The 18,199-nt window shown below is 42.5% G+C and carries 13 protein-coding genes and 1 pseudogene; 5 read left to right on the top strand and 9 right to left on the bottom strand.

Annotated elements, in window-relative coordinates:
• Positions 1-21 precede the first annotated feature (21 nt).
• The 3 genes from trxA to LEP1GSC194_RS22175 all read right to left on the bottom strand — a co-directional run bounded on the left by trxA (position 22) and on the right by LEP1GSC194_RS22175 (position 1,509).
• A complete protein-coding gene (trxA, locus tag LEP1GSC194_RS05965) occupies positions 22-336 on the bottom strand; it encodes a thioredoxin (protein WP_003000400.1) in 315 nt (104 codons plus the stop codon).
• A 50-nt stretch (positions 337-386) separates the two neighbouring features.
• Complete coding sequence (locus LEP1GSC194_RS05960) at positions 387-1,196, bottom strand: hypothetical protein (protein ID WP_020772933.1); 810 nt, start codon at positions 1,194-1,196, stop codon at positions 387-389.
• Between the two features lie 133 nt (positions 1,197-1,329).
• A complete protein-coding gene (locus tag LEP1GSC194_RS22175) occupies positions 1,330-1,509 on the bottom strand; it encodes a hypothetical protein (protein WP_155826371.1) in 180 nt (59 codons plus the stop codon).
• A 483-nt stretch (positions 1,510-1,992) separates the two neighbouring features.
• Here LEP1GSC194_RS22175 and LEP1GSC194_RS05950 point away from each other — a divergent pair, with 483 nt between their 5' ends.
• Genes LEP1GSC194_RS05950 through rktP form a run of 3 tightly spaced genes read left to right on the top strand, consistent with a single transcriptional unit; the run spans position 1,993 to position 4,143 of the window.
• Positions 1,993-2,241: a Sec-independent protein translocase subunit TatA/TatB gene (locus LEP1GSC194_RS05950; RefSeq protein WP_020772764.1), complete on the top strand. Its 249-nt coding sequence runs from the start codon at positions 1,993-1,995 to the stop codon at positions 2,239-2,241.
• Positions 2,238-3,053, top strand: a complete 816-nt coding sequence (gene tatC / locus LEP1GSC194_RS05945) for a twin-arginine translocase subunit TatC (protein ID WP_086005154.1) — start codon at positions 2,238-2,240, stop codon at positions 3,051-3,053. Before LEP1GSC194_RS05950 ends, tatC begins: the two co-directional genes overlap by 4 nt.
• A 1-nt stretch (position 3,054) precedes the next feature.
• A complete protein-coding gene (gene rktP / locus LEP1GSC194_RS05940; RefSeq protein ID WP_020772867.1) occupies positions 3,055-4,143 on the top strand; it encodes an Arg-Lys translocation region protein phosphatase RktP in 1,089 nt (362 codons plus the stop codon).
• A 77-nt stretch (positions 4,144-4,220) separates the two neighbouring features.
• Here rktP and LEP1GSC194_RS05935 read toward each other — a convergent pair whose 3' ends face one another.
• The 4 genes and pseudogenes from LEP1GSC194_RS05935 to LEP1GSC194_RS22920 form a co-directional block, all read right to left on the bottom strand.
• Positions 4,221-5,846: a BTAD domain-containing putative transcriptional regulator gene (locus LEP1GSC194_RS05935; RefSeq protein WP_036041635.1), complete on the bottom strand. Its 1,626-nt coding sequence runs from the start codon at positions 5,844-5,846 to the stop codon at positions 4,221-4,223.
• Positions 5,847-6,087: 241 nt separating this feature from the next.
• Entirely contained in the window at positions 6,088-9,420 is a 3,333-nt protein-coding gene (locus LEP1GSC194_RS05930; protein ID WP_020772785.1) for an Ig-like domain-containing protein, read from the bottom strand.
• Positions 9,421-9,644: 224 nt separating this feature from the next.
• Complete coding sequence (locus LEP1GSC194_RS05925; RefSeq protein ID WP_020772772.1) at positions 9,645-13,166, bottom strand: hypothetical protein; 3,522 nt, start codon at positions 13,164-13,166, stop codon at positions 9,645-9,647.
• Positions 13,167-13,418: 252 nt separating this feature from the next.
• Positions 13,419-13,632: pseudogene (locus LEP1GSC194_RS22920) on the bottom strand (hypothetical protein).
• Between the two features lie 47 nt (positions 13,633-13,679).
• Between LEP1GSC194_RS22920 and LEP1GSC194_RS05920 the strand changes: the two are divergent.
• The gene (locus LEP1GSC194_RS05920; protein ID WP_002152104.1) at positions 13,680-13,955 is read left to right on the top strand and encodes an RNA recognition motif domain-containing protein; all 276 of its coding nucleotides are present in this window, start codon (positions 13,680-13,682) and stop codon (positions 13,953-13,955) included.
• 912 nt (positions 13,956-14,867) lie between these two features.
• Positions 14,868-15,596 carry an MORN repeat-containing protein gene (locus LEP1GSC194_RS05910; RefSeq protein ID WP_086005160.1) on the top strand — a complete coding sequence of 243 codons (729 nt, stop codon included), beginning with the start codon at positions 14,868-14,870 and terminating at the stop codon, positions 15,594-15,596.
• Positions 15,597-15,777: 181 nt separating this feature from the next.
• Here LEP1GSC194_RS05910 and lsa20 read toward each other — a convergent pair whose 3' ends face one another.
• Positions 15,778-16,374 (bottom strand): LIC11469 family lipoprotein adhesin Lsa20, encoded by a 597-nt coding sequence (lsa20, locus tag LEP1GSC194_RS05905; protein ID WP_020772908.1) that lies wholly within the window; start codon positions 16,372-16,374, stop codon positions 15,778-15,780.
• A gap of 49 nt (positions 16,375-16,423) precedes the next feature.
• Complete coding sequence (locus LEP1GSC194_RS05900) at positions 16,424-17,902, bottom strand: NADase-type glycan-binding domain-containing protein (protein ID WP_020772743.1); 1,479 nt, start codon at positions 17,900-17,902, stop codon at positions 16,424-16,426.
• Positions 17,903-18,199 lie beyond the last annotated feature (297 nt).

The raw sequence follows: 18,199 nt of genomic DNA, 5'->3' as shown, positions 1-18,199 counted from the left end.
TACGTAATGGAAGGAAAAGAATTATTTATGTCTTTCGATAAAATTCTTAATTTGGGCTTTCGGAAGAGCTCCGATTACTTTATCCACGAGTTGTCCGTCTTTGTAAAGCAACAATGTCGGAATGGAGGAAATTCCCAAACTTTGCGCCGTGTCTTGGTTATCGTCTACATTCAGTTTTTTGATTTTTACCGTACCGTTCAATTCTCCGGAAAGTTCTTCGAGAACCGGGGCCACCATTCTACAAGGGCCGCACCACTCCGCCCAACAATCGATGAGAACCAATCCTCCGGATGTCTCACTCTTAAAATTTGAATCGTTGATTTCTGCCAATGCCATCTTTGATTCAGTCTCCTTTTTTCCTATAATATATATCAGACTCGTCGGGTCTATTTTTTCTTTTTCTTTTTCTCCTTATCCGCTTCTATTGATTCGACTTTATCTTTGAGTGATTCGATCAATGTTTTTGTCTTTTCCAAATCCTCCGTTTCACCGGTGGTCTGGAGAATTTTGCGGTTTACTTCGAGCAAGGAAATGGATTTTTTCAGATCTCCCACGTCCTGGGTGGAAAGATCGAATTTGGCGCGGTATTCCTGTGCGGCGTAGTTACACAGTTCGAGAATCAAATTAAAATGTTCCTGTCGTATATAATAGTGCGGATTTTCCAAATCCCTTTCTTTTTCAAAGGCCCGGAAATCGAAAATGTTCTTACATAGAACGGCGATCTTAAAATGAATTTCCGGAAAACTCCATTTCCATTTACTATTGGTTCCAAAAGCGTCTATCGTTTTGTGAGTTACCTGACGAATCGCTTTGATAAAATTCAATCTCTGAACGGGAATAAATTCCGGAATTTTCGCAAGGAGATCTTTATTTTCCGCCAAACTTCCCTCAAAATCGGCCCCTACTACTTTCTCCATTACGGAAATTGCATTGTATATTTCTTTCCTTCCCGTATTTAAGTAGGTATCGCTTTTGATGTCTAAGATCGCTACGCTCAAATCGTTTACCAAAAGACAGGTATTTATCGTCTTGATCGCGTTTACGGACAACGCGATCTGGTAGTAAGGTTCGAGCCTCGGATCCTTTCTCAACTGAGACTTAAAGAGATTACTCTCCTTTTTAAGGTCGTCCAAATATACCTTGAAGTCCGTCAACTTCTCCGCAAAGTCCTGTTTTTGCTCTTTGGTTAATGCCATCTAAAACAGTTTTTTCCCAACTGATATACTTAGAATATCGGTAATTTCCAATCTGAAAAGGCCAGAATCCCCCATTTTTGGAGAAATTTCGTTCCTAAAACTTAGGTCTCCGAAACCTGCCTTAGAAGAGCGATCATACTTGTGTGTTTACGATTCCACCCGTGAAAGAAACCGGATCCGCGATTAGAATCCCTTCCGATTTTTCAGCGCCGTTTTCCGAGGCGGAAACCGGACCGGTGGAAATCGGCTTTGGTAAGGAAGTGATTTCCGGATTCATAATTCCCGATGAGGAACTTAGAGAAGATGTTTCCATAAAGAGTAGTTTTCCCATCCTTTACCTTCAAGGAAACCTTTTTCCGACAAAGGCAACCGGTCCCCGGATCCTCGTTTTAGTCCCTATTTTTACGTTCGTATCCATGCGAAAGCGATTGATGCGAGATCAACAAATTGAAATTACGAAAGGCTTTCGTTTTTCAAACGAACCGTCAATTTGTTGATCAGAGCTGAAAGCGCGGTCCAGCCTCGTTTTTTCCGTAAGAAAAAACCGGGGCTGGATTCGCCCGAACTTTCTTAAGCGAACTCGCATTATTTTAGGAGTTAGCGAGCGAGCCTTCGCATATTACTTACTATTTGACAGATAAAAGCGAAGGGAAAGTCTAACGAAGGGACGTCGTCCGATTTGTTGACTTTTTTTAATGTGCAAATTGGACTTTTAGGTCGGCTTAAAGTCTATTCTACAATCTAGACTTTTTTCGTGTGCGGCTTTCGCACCTAATCACCGGTTGAGGTATTCAATATGTTTGCACCACTTGCAGTTTTCGGATCACTCGGATGGACTGAAATTCTTCTCATTTTATTCATCGCTCTCCTACTCTTCGGAGGAAAGAGACTTCCTTCTCTGGCAAAAGATTTGGGAGACGGGATCCGATCGTTTCGCAAATCCTTAACGGGCGAATCGGACGAGTCTTCCCAACAAATCAGCGAGGATCAAGAATCGCCTTCTAAAACGAAAGCTTCCAAATCCAAAAAATCCAAATCCGTTTGACGAAACCCGTTCGCGGTATGGCCGTAAAGAAAAAGCCACAAACTTCCCTCCCTCCTCTTCCGGAAGCGTCCCAAGAATCCGTTTCGAGAGATCGGGAAAAGTATATGACGCTCGGAGACCATCTGGAAGAGCTCCGGACGGTTCTCATAAGATCCCTTATCGTGGTTGCTGTGATCATGGGAATCTCCTTGTTTTTCGGAGAAGAGATTCATAAGATTCTCGCGCAGCCCTATAAGAATGTTTTGGGTCCGCAAGCGACCTTCTATCAGATCAAACTAATGGCTCCTTTTATGATCTATTTGAAGAGTTCTTTTATGATCTCGATCCTTTTAGGTCTTCCCTTTGTTCTTTTTTTTCTCTGGGGTTTTGTTTCTCCCGCTCTCGATCGCCAAACGGATCGATACGGTAAGTTTCTCATTCTTTTCAGTACGCTTCTTTTTTGGTTCGGAGTTTGGCTTTGTTGGACCGAGGCTTTCGAAAATCTTTTAAGAATCTTTCTCATCAACTTTCTTCCTCCGGATATAGAAGCCAGACTTCCGATCGACGAATATTACGAAATTTTTTTTAACATCCATTTGATTTTCGGTTTATCTTTTCAGCTTCCTATTGTACTCATTCTTCTCGGCAGTTTGGGAATCGTTCGTTCTTCTTTCCTGCTTTCGAAATGGAGGGAAGCGATCGTCGTTCTTGCGATTGCGGCCGCCGTCCTCTCTCCGGGACCGGATTTGATTTCAATGTTGTTCCTATTCGTTCCATTGACGATTTTGTTCGCGGTGTCGATCGTTCTGATGAAGGTGATAGAGAGAGGATAACTTGTTAATAAAAATTCCTTCTAAACTCAAATTATCAGTCGCCGTTTTCGTTTTGAGCTTTTTATTCTTTCTCATCTACACGGTCACGGACGATATCATTCTCAAATCACCCTTAGGACAACAAAAGGCAATTTCACTTTCCATCCGGCTTGCGCTTTCGATTTCCTTTTCCACCTTGCTTGCCTCTCTCGTATTCTATTCCGTAAAACTAATATACTCTTCGATGCGTTCTCTGGTAACTCTCGTTCAGGACTGGGGAAGCGACGTCTACGAGGAAACTCCCGTTGCGGAAAGAGACGACGAGATCGGAGAGTTAGTCCGCGCCTTCCGTTTGAAATTCTTTCAACAAAAAGAATTGGAAAATAATCCTTCCGAAGAAACGTTAGACGAAAGAACCAAAGAGATCGCCAACTCGATTCAAAGAGCCTTTTACAGAATCCAATTGCCTAAGATTCGAAACTTGGACGTTTCTCTTTTTCCAAGAATGAGCGGAAACTCTAACTGCGATTATGTGAGTGTCATCCCGAGCGCGGACGGTTGTGTGGGAATTTTGGCCGGATTTTCAAGTCCGGGGGTTTTAGAATCCGCGTTCAAAGCGAGGCTTGAAGGAATTTTTTCCTTAGCCAACGAAACCGACACAATACCCGGAGAAGAACTAGTCCTTAAAATCGGTAAAATTCTTTCCAAAATGCCGGTCCCGTTTTTAAACCTTTCTATTTTTTATCTCAAAACCAAAACCGGGGAACTCGGTTCCGTTCACTTCCAAGAACTTCCCGCATTCGTTTACAAAAACGAAAAATTAAATTCTTTGGAAAAAACGAAAGTTCGCTTCTTCGATTACAAAACGATTGATTTAGAAGTGAAAAAAATCTTTCTGAAAATGGGGGAATATTGGATCCTAATTTCGGATCGAACCCTAGTCGGGGTCACGTCTTCCGAATTCACGAAACAATTGCAAAACGACTTAGCGGGTAAGAATTTTCAAAATTCCAGGGACCTGATTTTAGACTGCGGAAGAATCTTGGAAAAAAAATACGGAAAGAATATTTTGGAAACGATCGCCCTTCTTGCCATTACGAGAAAACAATAAAGGCCGCGAGGCGATCCATAGAGGGCTCGCTCGACAAGATCGGGTCGTCGCCCAATCTTTCTTGCACCTAACACATGTTAAATTACTGAATTTTTGAAATGGCCGGGCGTTCGATTCAGCGATCCGGAACGGATTCTTTCAATCAAGCCGAGCGTTTCGGATTCCGGTTCGACGCCGAGTTCCTTTTTCAGAGATTTTTTGAATTCTTCGTACTTACGAAGCGCTTCGTTTTTACGATCCAATCGAAGAAGCGCTTCAAAGTGAAATCTCCAAGCTCTTTCATCCAAATCGTCCATACAAATCCAACTTGCGGAATCTTCCAACAGCTCCTCCATTTCCCTTTTTTCCAAATCCTTTTCACACAAGAACCGAAAGATTCCGATCAAACTTTTTCGGACGTATTCTCTTCGAATTTCGGATTCCGGAAAATACAAATCGAATTCGAAAAAATCGCCGCGGTAGAAAACCCTTGCAAGTCGAAATTCCTGAATCGCAAGATCCGTTTCTCCTTTGCGTAACGCCTTTGCCCCTTCTTCATAGTGTTTTTCAAAAAGTTGAAAATCCGTTCCTACCAAATCCTGTCGAAAAAATAATCGGTCTTCCGAAAAAACAAGTGCTTCCGAATTCCCAATGATTTTTCTCAAACGAAAACAAAGAGCGTGTAAACTATTGAGCGCGTTCTTTTCCGTCATTCCCGGCCAAAGAAATTCCAGCAATTCTTCTCTATGAATTCCTTTTTCAAAACGAATGAGAAGGATTTTTACGAGCTTTAACATTTTCTTTTTACTGGAAATTTCCGTCTGAGGTATTCGCACCCCTCCTTTTTCCAATTCCAAAGCGCCGAGAGTGCGGATAAAAATCCGATCCTTTTCAGATGTAAGCGAACCGGCTCCGGAAATCTTCGGCTGAGTTTCTTCTTTATTACTTTTCGCTCCCCCGTTTTGTTTTTCCAAGGCAAGGGCAAAAGAGATTTTTTTCGGAGATATGAGAACCTGTTTTAATTCTTCTCGAATTTCCCTTACCGATCGATTCAAAGTGAGAATCGAATCCACCGAGAACATAAGAATCAAAAAACTGAAATGAGAAGTATACGGTAACGGAACTAAATTCATCGCTACCAGTATGTCCAAGAATACGTTCGCGCAAAATAAAACGATTCCCACGAATAGAAATAAGTTCTTGAACAGGTCGCGAACGAATTTGGTGATCACCCTAAACAAAACCCATAGGATCATCAATATTCCGGAGAGATATAAATAATGAACCAAAAGAGGTTGATCCGTTTCGTAGATTACGATTCCAAGTAACGGAAATTTTCTTTCACGCGCAAGTCCGACATGATACGAATTCGGATCCATCAAAATCACTGCGGACAAGATCACGTTGAGAAGAATGTAGAGGTATACAAAATCCTTACTAAAAATCCTACGATAGCCGTTTACAAACAAAATCAAAAACGTCCCGAATATGGGAAGGACCGTATTTTCCAACCTTTCCCAAATCAAAGCATCCTCCGCATCGGCCACATTGATCGTCTTTGTAAAAAACAAAAGATACAAACCGTAAGAAACCTGTAGAAAAGCAAAATATAAGAGATAAATCTGTTTTCGATTTTTATAATATATAAATAAATTATGAAACGTCCTATAAGTAAGCACGGTAGTCACTAAGTAACAAGAGATCTGATAGAGTGTTATATCCATTGATTTTCGAATTCCTTTTTTATCTTGCAGGCTTTCTAACTCGTTCGTGAATAAAAGCGAACGATTTTTTATCAATGAAAATTCTTTTGCACGAATTGGAATGTAAGCACCATGATTTTGAAATCGTTTTTCATTAAAGAAGACGATTATTAATATGTAAGAGTAAAATTATACTTTCTTCCGGAATATTTAAATAGTACGACTTAAATTTTTTGGTACTGATAGAGTTCGTTTCCACTCCTTAAGGACAAACGATCAGCGAACTCGGATCGTTTGCGGCTTCTCCTATGAATCTCATTCCGCCTAACAGATACGGATCGGAAGTTTTTTCCGCGCTAAGCGTGAAAAACCGTATCGCGTTACTCCTCGCATTGATCGCACAAGGAGTGTTTTTTGTAGGATGTCTCAGTTTTGGAAAAAGGATTTGAGGAGGTAATGGAACTTCCTTCAGGATACTGTTCATCAAAGGTACAACGAGCGAAACGACTAACGGTTCAATCACTCTAAGGATTCCGTCCGGATCCAACCCAAACGGATTGTTTTCCTTTCCCTCCAATACTTCCACCGTATAATCCAGATTTTCCGTCGACAAGATCACCTGAAGCGCATTCAAATTTCTTAAACTAGAGTCGTTGTTCGGATTGGAAAATGCGATAAACTTAAATTCCGCGTCCGCCGCAAAACTGATTCTAACGGCGCCTAACGTGTATTCGTGTTCGTTCGTCCTCGTATCCTTTCCGCATTCGATCGATTCGGAGCCGCTCAGCCCGCTGCAACTCGCCGGTTTTTTTCCCACGATTGTCAGTTGCATTTCCGTAAAATACATTCGCAATTGAGGGATTCCGTCTCCGGTCATCGGTTTGAATTTTACGCTCGGAGCGAATACCGGTTCCATCAGCATCTCGATATCGTCATAGGATTTAACCGCAAGTGTGTTCGATCCGTTCAAACCCTGCAACTTTTCTCTCCCGGGCGCCAAAATGGATACGATCGCAGATGCTTTGAGTAAAGTAGTTGTCAACTGAAAAAGTGAATTCCCTCCCGAGTAACCGTTGATCGTTTCTATGAAAGATCGATTCATCCTTATATCCAATCCCCTTCGCTGCCAAAGATGAAACGCCGCCTGAGCAATCGTATCCGAATGTAAGGAAAGTAGAAATCCCGGATTGGCGCTACTCTGCTTAAATGAATACGAGGAAGGAATCGCCTGGTTTCTTGTCGCGATCATCCCCGACTTTCCGGCTTGATTGCGAAGTCCCCTCCCTTGCGAATCCACATAATTGCTGTTAAATGATAAATCCAAATTACTCACAAGGCCCTTATTTACACCGTCGTGTTTGACTATGCTCTCCGTTCCCAACTTCATTCTTACTGTTAAAGGGAAGTTCCTTAAAGGATCGGGAAGATAACTCGGCAATTGAATCGTAACTCCTTCGTCTCTCAAAGCCCCGACTACCGAATTCAAAACGTTAGGCGCAATTCTTTGCACGATGTCTTTTAACATGTATTGGGTGATGATTCCCTTTACATACGGAATGGTTCCGGCGGCAAGTTCTTGAACGGATCCTCTGCTTACCAAAGGAACGAGAATATTGTCCACGCCGCTTTCGTTCGATCCGACATATTGCATCGGAGACGTATACATAAAGTCCATGAGATCTTCCGGCTTGGAATAGATTCCCATCGGCAAAGAGGTTGGATTTGCCCAAGGAAGAACGAAGAAGTTATTCCTTAACGAATCTATATCCGCATTACTCGGGTTATTCGGAAAAAACACGTCGCTTACCGTAAACGGAGTTCGAACCTTCAGGGAAATATTTCCCGTTGTGTCCACGGACAAGATATTTCTAGTTCTCGCCATTCTCAAGTTAGGAGTCGTCAGATAAATGTTCGGAAGTCGATTGTTTCCGCCGTTCAAACTCGGATCGGCGTTCGAATCCCAATTCAATCGCGCCGTCGTTTTGAAATACATCAGCGTTCCGGTCGAGATAAAGATGGTATACCAATCTTCGTAACGGGATACGATGAAAAGATCCACTTCCACGTAACGAGAACTCAGATCCAATCCCAAACCGGGCGCGGTGTTTAACGTTCCCGGATTGACCCTCAAATCCGTGGCGACGTTTGCATGTTGGGTCCCGCTCGAATCCCTTACAAAGGGAGGGAGCCTCATATCGGTGACATACACATCCATCGTAACGGTCGCCGCTCCCAAGGAATCTTCCAAGGGAGCATGATAACGACTGAAAGGTTCGGGCGCTTTCGGCCATTTGTTGAACGCCCATTCTCCACTTGCGCCTTTCGGCTCTATTACGGAAGTTGAATACTCGGGATAGTCGGGCGAAGGAACCCAACAATATCCTCTTCCTTCCGCTCCGGGTTTAGAACCGAGAACGGAGATAAACCGCTGATTTTTAAAATCGTCCAACCGATTGGTTCCGGTGGAACCGGATTGTCCGGGACGAATACAAGCTTCTCCGATATTCCATCGACCGTTATCGTAGAATTTCTTTTTCGAATGATCGGGAAGTCCGATTAAAAATTCCTGAAACGTACGAGGAGTTCCGTTTACGTCCTGCACCTTGAACGCTCCCGTCGTAAACTTCTGAATCACCTTTCCTAAAAAAGGAAGCATCTGCGACTCGTCCATGATTCCGATCGATACGTTCGTAAGAAGATCGTTCGGGTTGTTTAGATTTCCGTAATTAAAGCTGAAGTATCGATTATGAATCGGACCGAAATTGGTCTTAATCTCGTAGTAGTACGTGTTCCCGCCGATCGTAGGAGGCAAAACGGAAGCGGAAAGATCGACGTTGATCGTACTCATAGAACAAGTCGCCGGAGGAATCTCTCTCGAACAAATCTTAACCGAAGAAGTATTTCCGCTTTTTCTCAGATAAATCGAATCGATATAATTTTCGCCGACCGCCGGATTTTGAAAGGTTGAATGTACGATTACGTTCGAGGACATGTCCAAAGAAATATCATCGCTTCCGTTCAAAGGTTTGTTCATAGCGCCTTGAACGATGAAGTTGTCGAGTACATAATCCAAGGCCGTCTTAAATTCCTGTTTATAGGGAATGAGCGGTTGATTGGAAACCGTCCATGCATCTTGTCCGATTTGGAGAGTGTATGTTTCTCCCGGTTTTAATTCTCGATACGGATTGAGAATCAGCCTTTGTTCGCTGGCCCAATAAAATTCCACTCCGATCCCGGGACCCGGAAGCGGTCCCGTACTTGCGAAAAGCCTTATATACTTTTCCGTAAGCGCGCGGTTCATCGGTTTGGAGAATCTGATTTCCAGATCCTTATAACGATTTACGTTTTCGTAGGAATCGATAAACAGATACGCTTGCGGTCCCTCGTTTCCGAAATTTACGGGAAGCACGGCGATTTGATTGTCCACATTGTCGTAAGGAGAGACTACGACGGAAGTATGTACGTTCGAAGAACCACCCGGATCAAAAAATACAGTCCAATCAATACCGAATTCTTTTTTTTGACCCGAACAATAGATCGTAAACCAAAATAGAAACGATACGATTCCGACGAATTGAATTTTTTGAATCAACATCCGACCTTCTAGTTTCCGTTTCAAGGACAAAAAGAAAGAATAGATTATCCTTCCGAATTATTACTTACATAGTACTTATATTTTTGATTTTTTCGGATGTTCGAATGAAAATACTTTTTTTATAATATTTGTTTTTATCCTGAAAACTTCTATGAAAATTCGACAGGATCCAAAACCGAAAGTATCTTTCCCATTTCGCATTAAAAAAATGCAATCGATGTCGCCTAACGACTAAAAATCGAAGTTAGGTTGTCCCAGTAAGTAGTCGAATCCTCGTTTTTATTGAATCGATCCCAGAACACGGTTCCATCCGGAAAGGGCCTTCTTCCCTTTTCTACAATCTCAGCGAAAAGATTCATTAGGATCCCGGCGCCGTAAAGGAGAGAACGATTTCCGGAGCGGCTTTGGATCATATCCGAAACGGTCAATCGATCCAGGTCGTCGAAGATCTCTCGAATGGAATACGGAGTCGACATGTTCTCTTCGAGATAACTGAAAAACTCTCCCGTCAAAAACAGTCCTATCAAAACTCCGTTGATACATTTTCCATAAGAAGCGGAAACTTGAATCAAAGCCGAAGTATCCGAAGTTAGAAGAGCCGTGATCAAAAAATCCCTTTCGCCGGAATCGTTTTGAAAGACGGAACCGAGAAGGTTTAAAAGAGCGGCAATCTCCCGCTCGGAAGGAGCCGCGTCCAAAACGAAATCCAAAAAAAAGTCCAACATCGGAATCAGGGAATATACGGAGTCGCGCGAAAGATAATCTCGAATACGGATCGCGACGACGGCAACGTCGTCCCATAGAGGATCGTATACGTTAGTCGGCTTTGAGTCCGGGTATTTAGCCAAATCGGCGCCCCATCTTTCCAAATACGTCTGAATGTTGAACTGAACTTCGGAGGGATTTTCGGAAGTGATTTTGATCTCCCCGGCCACTTCGGCCAATCCCGCAAAAAAAAGATTCGCGCCGGTTTGTCTGCTCGGCCTTCCTATTTCCGCGGACAGAAAAAATAGATTGGTCAGAAGTTTTGTCTTTGATACGAGATCCAAAAGCCCGTCTTGAAATCCTCTCTCTTTTTCAATCAACACCGAAAGCGGACTTCGAATCGGTTCTTGAGTGACCGGATCGTTTTGCCGGAACAGATATTCGTCTGAATTTGCAAAACGGTTTCTAAATTTTCCGTTCGGCATTGCGGTTTTCAGTACGGTGATGGTTCTTCCTCCCGAATTACTTTCCGCGTCCGTAACCCGAGTCAACAAGGGACGGGTAAACGCAGCGCTGAGCCCGGTCAAAAGTTGAAACGGATTTTTATTTGCGACCGGATCGGATTGGTCCATTAGAATTTTTGCAAGCGTTACGACCAAAGGAAGAAATTTATTTCTTCGATCCCAGTACGAATCGATCCGGGAAGTAAAAACGGAATCCGACGTTAAAAAGGACAATCTTTCCATAACGGGAAAATTGAATGCGAATACGGGAGGCAAAACTCCGTATCGAGAAGTAGGCGGATAAAATATATTATAAATGCTGAAATCACCGAGACTGTTAAACGTAATCGGCCCCGTTCCGCTCGTTCCGTAATCCCAAACCTCCAGAAAAAACATACTATCTCCTGGAAGAGAGGAAAAATTTTCTTCCAGAATCGGAGTTCCCGCAACTCGAAAATTCGGCTGCGAAGAAGAAGCACATCCCGGTTTCCAAAACGAACCCAACCGATTCCATTTTCCGTTGATCTTGAAAGTACAACCGCTTCCGTCTTGAAACTGGGGTTTCGCTTCCATGAGTCCCTTCAATCCGTTAGCGATTACGGTTGCAAAGGCCGCCATCTTATACGGAACTCCCGGACCGAGAGAAGCCCTAAGAGGAATGATCGCGACCATTCTTTTTTCGAAAAGAAGCCACTGAAAGTTTTTATAAATCGTTTCTTCGTCCGTCTCCAAAGCCCTTTCGGAATGCGTTTTTGAAATCTCCCAAATCGGAATACTCCAACCTTTCGTTCCGCTCGCGTTCACACCGGAGGAAACAGGATCAAATCGGTTATTCGTATAACCCGCGTTAGTTTCTCTTCCGCCCGGACCGACCCAACGGCAAAGACCGCCGGAAGTACAGCGTCCATCTTTCGTATCGGAAAGTTTGATTCTATAATCCGAACTGGACCAAAAGGATTTATAGATGAGATCGTTTCCGTTCGAATCGATGTAAAGCTTACCATCCGTCGTAAAAATATTACCCGTCTTGTCCTTTCGATTTTTATTGTAGTAAGGTCCTCCTCCGGATAGAACCGTGTTTACGATTAGCCTCATCATAAACGGAATCGTTTTTGTAAAAACGGGGTCCGCCGCGTCCGGAACGACGGAAGGATCGGGGGATTCCAAAAGGGACAAGGTGGGAGTGTTGATTTCCATCCGAAACGGAATCGGAGAAATCGGATCTCCGTTCCGATAAACGGCGCCGTCGTTTGCGCTCTGATTTAAAAACGTTTTAACACCCAGATTTCCGGTCATCGCGGAACCGAGAGAATAAATACTGTCACCCACCGTTAACACTCCGCCCGTCATCGGCCCGCCGTTGACGGAGCCGTTCGGTTCCAAACTCATGACCGTATTGTCCGCAGGTTTTTCCCAACGAAAGCCGAACGTGTCGGCTAACGTTAGGAGAAACATCAAATGTTCCAAAGCGGAAACCTTGTATTCAAAACCGCCGTAAGTACGGTCCCTTCCGAGATAATCCAAACGAATCAATTCCTTCAGAGAAGAATCGGTTTCGATCGGAAATCCGAGATTGAATAAATTTTTACCGAATTCCTTTCCCAAAAGAACGTTCGGATCTTTTGTATAAACTCCGCCGGTCGTCAATAAAGGTTTTAGATAACGAAATGCTTCGGTCAAAACGACGGAGAAGTCGCATGGAAAATTCGGATCCCTATAATCTCCGATTTTGGAAGAGTCGTAAACGGAGCCTCCAGGTGTATAATACTTTTCTAAATTAACGACCAGATCTTTGAGGACCGTGTCCGAGGATTTGAAATCTTTGAAACCCGCTCTTTGTTGAAAAGCGTTTCCGATTTCGGCAACCAAATCGATCATCCGATTTTTCAGGACCTTATCCGTACTCAGAATCATTCCTTTGAGAATGGATTCCACCCCGGCCCTTGCGTTTGTGTTTTGTACGAGAGCCTTATGAAGGACGGTTTCGAGATCTTGAAATAACTCGATCATATCCGGATCCTTGAGAGCTTCGGCCAATTCCTCGTATTTAGTTTCCGTATCCGTAACGTCGTAAGTGTTGTAAAGGTAGATCAAAACTCCCTGACTGATCGGAGAAAGATTTCGAAGAACCTTTCTCGGAGAATTCCGAATTTTTTCCAACCAAGGAAGAGCCGTTTCAAAAGCCCCGGAAGGAGCGTCTCTCAAACGATGAATCAAAATGTTTACTTTGAGAAGGGATTCCCTCAGTTTAGATTCCGGTTTTAAAAGTATATCCGAAGAAACTCTCAAAAAACCGGTAACATCCTTACGCGCCGGTTTACGTAAGGAACGATCTAAATGAAGATTGAACGGTTCCGATTGGAGACTTTGAAAACCGGCTTTGAGCGAAGGATACTCGTCCAAGAGATTGAACAAACGAAGACTTCCCTCGTTTGGGATATTGTCGTAAAAAAAGAGCGTATCGAATTTACGATCTTCCGGTTTGCAGGAAAAAAGTTCGAGCGCCGTCAGAAAAATTACGATCCATTTCCGAGCCAATTCCTTCCTTCCTCCAATTCGAAAGGAAAGAATACGGTTCTTTGCACATAGTCTCCTTATTTCAGGCTTATATTTTCAGGAAATCGGTAAAAATAATTTAAAAAACGAGTTCGGCAAAACGGCCTCTTCTACTTGAGAGAATCAGAAAATTCTTATGTTCAAAAAGTATTCTTTTCTCTCCAAATCGAAAAAACTCGGAAAATTTTTCTCCGAAAAAAGGAGTCCCGAGAATAGAGAGACATAGGTTCGATTTCAAAGGTGCGATACGAAGCTAAAAATCCCACTCGGTTTTTTCAGTAGGCAATTCATAAAATATGAGATTTTCTTGACAATTTTTTGACCATGATTACCGTAAGCGCGACTGGAATCTTTAGCTGCCTTTTCCCGGGTCAGTTAGGAACTTTTAAATAAATAGAGCACCAGGATCTTTCTCGAATCCCGCCGATTGATTGGTCTCGCCTTGTATTCTATTCCGATTTAGAAGCCAGTAATTTTTTGTAAGGACCCTTTCTCATGAACATTTATATAGGCAACCTCGCCTATCAGGCAACCGAAGACGACCTCCGTAAAGCATTTGAATCTTTTGGAGAAGTAACCTCTGTACGCATCATCACTGATAAACTTTCCGGCAAATCCCGGGGATTGGCATTTGTGGAAATGGCGAACAAAGACGAAGGAAATGCGGCAATTGACGGCTTAAACGGAACTCAAATCCGTGGAAGAGAAATTAAAGTCAACGAAGCGCTTCCTAAAAAACCTTTTCCGGAAAAATCTCGATCCAGGTATTGATCTTTTTCAAAGGGAGAAAGACGTTTGTTTTTCTCCCTTAACGAAACAAGCCCGCTTTATAACATCCGCTCTTCGAGAGGATGTTTTCTTTTCTCTCCTCAAAGTTCGAATTGTCTGCGTTGACTTTTATGATATATAAGCTCTCGGCTTAAACCCTGAAACTTTCCCATTTTTCGATCCGATTTTTTTTCAAATCGAAAAGGTTGTGATAGGGAACGTTGCACTGAGTTTCCGGTTCACGCCCAACCTTTCTTACATCGAACTCATTTTATTTTAGATGACTGGGAAAATTTAGACTTCTGAAAATTAAAGTCTGGAAAACTTTCATAAGAACAAAAGCTAAAGTTGTCGGTTTCATGGACACGGCGATAATCGACGAAGTTACGAAAAGAAATTTAAAACTTTAGACTTTAGATAAGAAAATAGGAAAAGATTTAAGTTCTAAAACATTTATCATTCAAAGTCATAATGGGTACTTCGGCTGTACTCCGGGCTCCGCCGTATTGTTTTGTCGTTTCGGCCAAGGATTTTCGAATTGATCCGCCATTTTGAATCGTTTCCAAAAATGCCGCATGACGTTCTTAAACGGGATTTTAAAACAAATTCTGGTCGAGCTGTTTTGAAAATAAGTTTTTATAAATCCGCCGAACGCTTCCAATGTTTACTCTCTTTCTAAGAAAAAATTTCCGGAGCTTATGTCTAAAGCGCTATTAAAATATTTTCCAGAAAGAAAAAGAACGTAAAATTATTGGATCGAATTCGGTTTCATTCTTTTTTAGAGGCCCGTTTATTTCTAGAACAAAAAGAAGATCCAATGTTCCTAATTTATCAATCGACAAAGTGTTACCGCCTGCAACTTCATAAAAAGAATTGAGTTTGACAGATTCCGCCTTGATAAATAAAATTTTGGTTATGTTTGTAAGTGCGAACGTTTTTATTTCGTATTCAAAAAATATGATCTTCTTGAAACAAATTCTAAATTCGATTTCGAAAAAGACCCGTTCGATTGGAGTTTTCCGCAATACTTTTCCGGGAGTTATGTTCCTTATCCTTCTTGCCGTACAATGTTCTTCCGGAGACAAAAAAATACCGCCTAACGAACCTACAAGCGAAGCCGTCCCTTACGAAAGTAAAAAAACGGAACCGAGCGAACAAACCTCCGACACAGTCGCGTCTGTCTCCAACCGTTCGGCGCCCGCGCAATCCGATACGATCCGAGGTTGTATACGAGGAGATTGTTTTTCCGGAACGGGAACTTATGTCTATGATAACGACGACGAATATACTGGTTCCTTTTCAAACGACCTTAGAAACGGCCCGGGACGAATCAAATACAAGAACGGAGATAGATTTGAAGGAAGTTTTAAAGACGATTTGAGGGACGGAAAAGGAACCTATATCTTTAAAAACGGAGCAATGCTGGAAGGAACGTTTCTAATGGGACAAATGATCGGCCCCGGAAAAGTTCGTTTCCCCGATACCAGCATCTATGAAGGAGAATTTCAGGACGAAAAAAATTCATCCGAAGGAGTGTTGTATTCCTCCTTTGACAATTCCAAAAGACATTGTAAAATCGAGGATAAAGTTGTTCTCTGCGGAGGGCCTTTGCTCGAATCCGGGGATATCCAACCTCTTCATTGAAGTCAAACGATGATCTTCCGCGAAATGACGTTCTTATATCAACTTAAAGTTAGTTTGGCATAAAAAGAAGAACGATCCGAAGAACAAGGCATATCCGCTTCAGCTTGTGTGTAAATACTTGTGAATTAACAAAAAGTAACCAGGATTGTCGGCTCCGTTTATCGCCAATACTCAAACCGCTTTACTCTTCGTTCGAGACGGTTCCGATTCTTTTTTGATAGAGCTGAATTCTCTCCTCGTCCATTCCCACAAGTGTATGAGTAATTTTTAATTCTTTTCCCATCACTTCCCCTCCCGTTCTTAACTCGACGACCCTGTACCAAGTTTCTCCGGGAGGAATGTAAAAGGCGTGATTGATACAAAGACATTTGAATTTGAATCCTAAAGAACCTTCTGCCGGTTCCATAGAATGCGGGGCCGCAAAAAAATAAAAATCCCGATCGTTTGTGTTTTTTACGACGAGCACAAATCTTTTTTTAGAACCGGGTTTGAGATAAAGATCGTTTCCTTCCATTTTTACGGAAACAGGAGCCTCCGACATATCTTTTACCGTTCCAGTGGCCCAGAGATCCACGGGCCTTTGGGACGCCCCTTCGTAGAGTTCTATTTCCAAAGGAAAATTTTTTTTCTCCCAGAGAACCTGAACCCGAACTTGTCGATTGGGATCGGAAGAAAGAAGTTCCGAGTTTCCCGAACTTCCATTGGAAATTTCTTTTTTACACGCGATCAAACAAACGAGAAGAATCCCGTTTCCTATTTTACGTCCTAAATTCTTCAATTGAGAATCACCTCCCGGATTTTAGATCGTATTCTATTTTTTGAATCTATTACTCGAGAGCCATTTCCAACGTTTTAAAATCCAATTTCCGGCTCGGGCTCGTATTTTGAACGTAAACGTTTCCGTTTAATTTTTTGATCGTGATGAAATCCTGAAAGATGATTTCTTTTTTATCCGGATCCTTGTCCGCCATGTTGCAATCGCGTCCGCACCCGTTGCAATCCATGTCTCCCTCTCCATGCGATTCCATATAAGAAGATGAGTATTTTCTCATATACCCGAATACCCTGAGTTTTAACGAATCGGCTGAAGATTCTTTGACCTCGTAGTTTCCAATCGCGTAGAACTTACTCGTTTTATGAAGAGTTCCCGATCCCTCGTAATTCTGATCTTGAGTATCCCCTTCCATAAAAAAAGAACCGTCGGAACGCATTCGCAGAGACCAATTGGACTCTATTCTTTCTCCGCTGCCTTCTTCCGTAACGGGAGTCTCCGAAGAGGCGATCGTTTCCGAACTTTGAATTTCCGAAGGCAGTTCCGAAACCTCCAAACCTCTCAGACCGTGATTTAAAATTCCGTCCAAATCGGGAGGAGTAAACTGAAGGTGATTGGATTGCGCGATACTCTGAGATCTGTGGATCGGGTTGATGAGAACCCAATTCTTATCCTTTCCAAAACGAATCTCGCTCAACACAAATCCCTTATACATTTTTCCGGCGTAGATATCATCCACAGTCAGACGCAGAGAAGTTCCTTTGAAGGTTTTTTCGAGAGCAATTTCTTGAGGACCGAGAATGTCTTGGAGTTGGATCTTTTGAGAATAACCGTTGTCGCCCGTAAGAGTCGCCGACTTCAATCTTCCATTGGAATAACAGTGCTGATCCGATCTTTGATAGCCGTTCCAGATCTTAATCGTATTAAACTTTTGTGATTCCTTGAATTTAAAATCCAAGGTAACTCCCTTTCCTTTTTTATCCGAGGCCCAGGCGTATTCGTATCTCGAATCGAATAGATTCATCACGTCGTAAGATTGTATAGGAGCTACAGTTTCGGAAGCCTTTACGGAACCTTCCACGATCTTTGGAAGTTTCAGGGAGAATTGTTTTTCCTTCTCGTCGTAAAAACGAATCTCTCCGATACAAAGATCCTTGTTCTTTCTGAAATTGATCGTTACGGATCTTGCATAGACCGCGTTTTCAAAATTTACGAGAGCCTTTTTAGCCGCAAGTTCCGCTGTCGCACTGAGCTCGTCAAAGTTGATATAGGCGGTCACCGCATCGGTAAATTCTCCCTTGCAAGAATCCACTTCTACCTTTTTCAATTGGAACCCTTCATCCGGATAAAAATGAAGTTTTACGAATTCGGCGCCCTCTTCCGGTTTCCAGCTTCCGCCTCCGAGTGCGGCAAACGCAAGTTTATCGCTTAAAGAAGTCGACGTTGCCATGGATACGCTGAGTTCCTTTTTGCAGTTTCCAAAGGTTAAGATTAGGAAAGAAATGATTAACAAAAAACGGATTTTACGATTCATTAGGACGGATTCTCCAAAAATAATTTTTACGATTCTTCATACCAAACCTTACTTGTCAAATGCAAAAGAATTTAGGAACTCAAGCAGCGTAACCCGGAAATATTTGACGCCATACGTTTGATCGGTTTTCAACTGTGGATCCAAATCTTCCGCTTCGATATACCCATATGATAACAAACGGATATTGATTCCCAAATCAAAAGAAAGAATATCCTCATAATATCGAATCAACTTCAAGATTGTGTTAGGCGTATTTCCGTGTCCACTCCCGCCTTTAGCTCTTGAGTTTCAAACATA

The organism is Leptospira alstonii serovar Sichuan str. 79601 (assembly GCF_000347175.1).
GTDB classification, from domain to species: Bacteria; Spirochaetota; Leptospiria; order Leptospirales; family Leptospiraceae; genus Leptospira; species Leptospira alstonii.
Note: the sequence above shows the minus strand (reverse complement) of the source record. Positions and strands in the feature narration are given on the sequence as shown.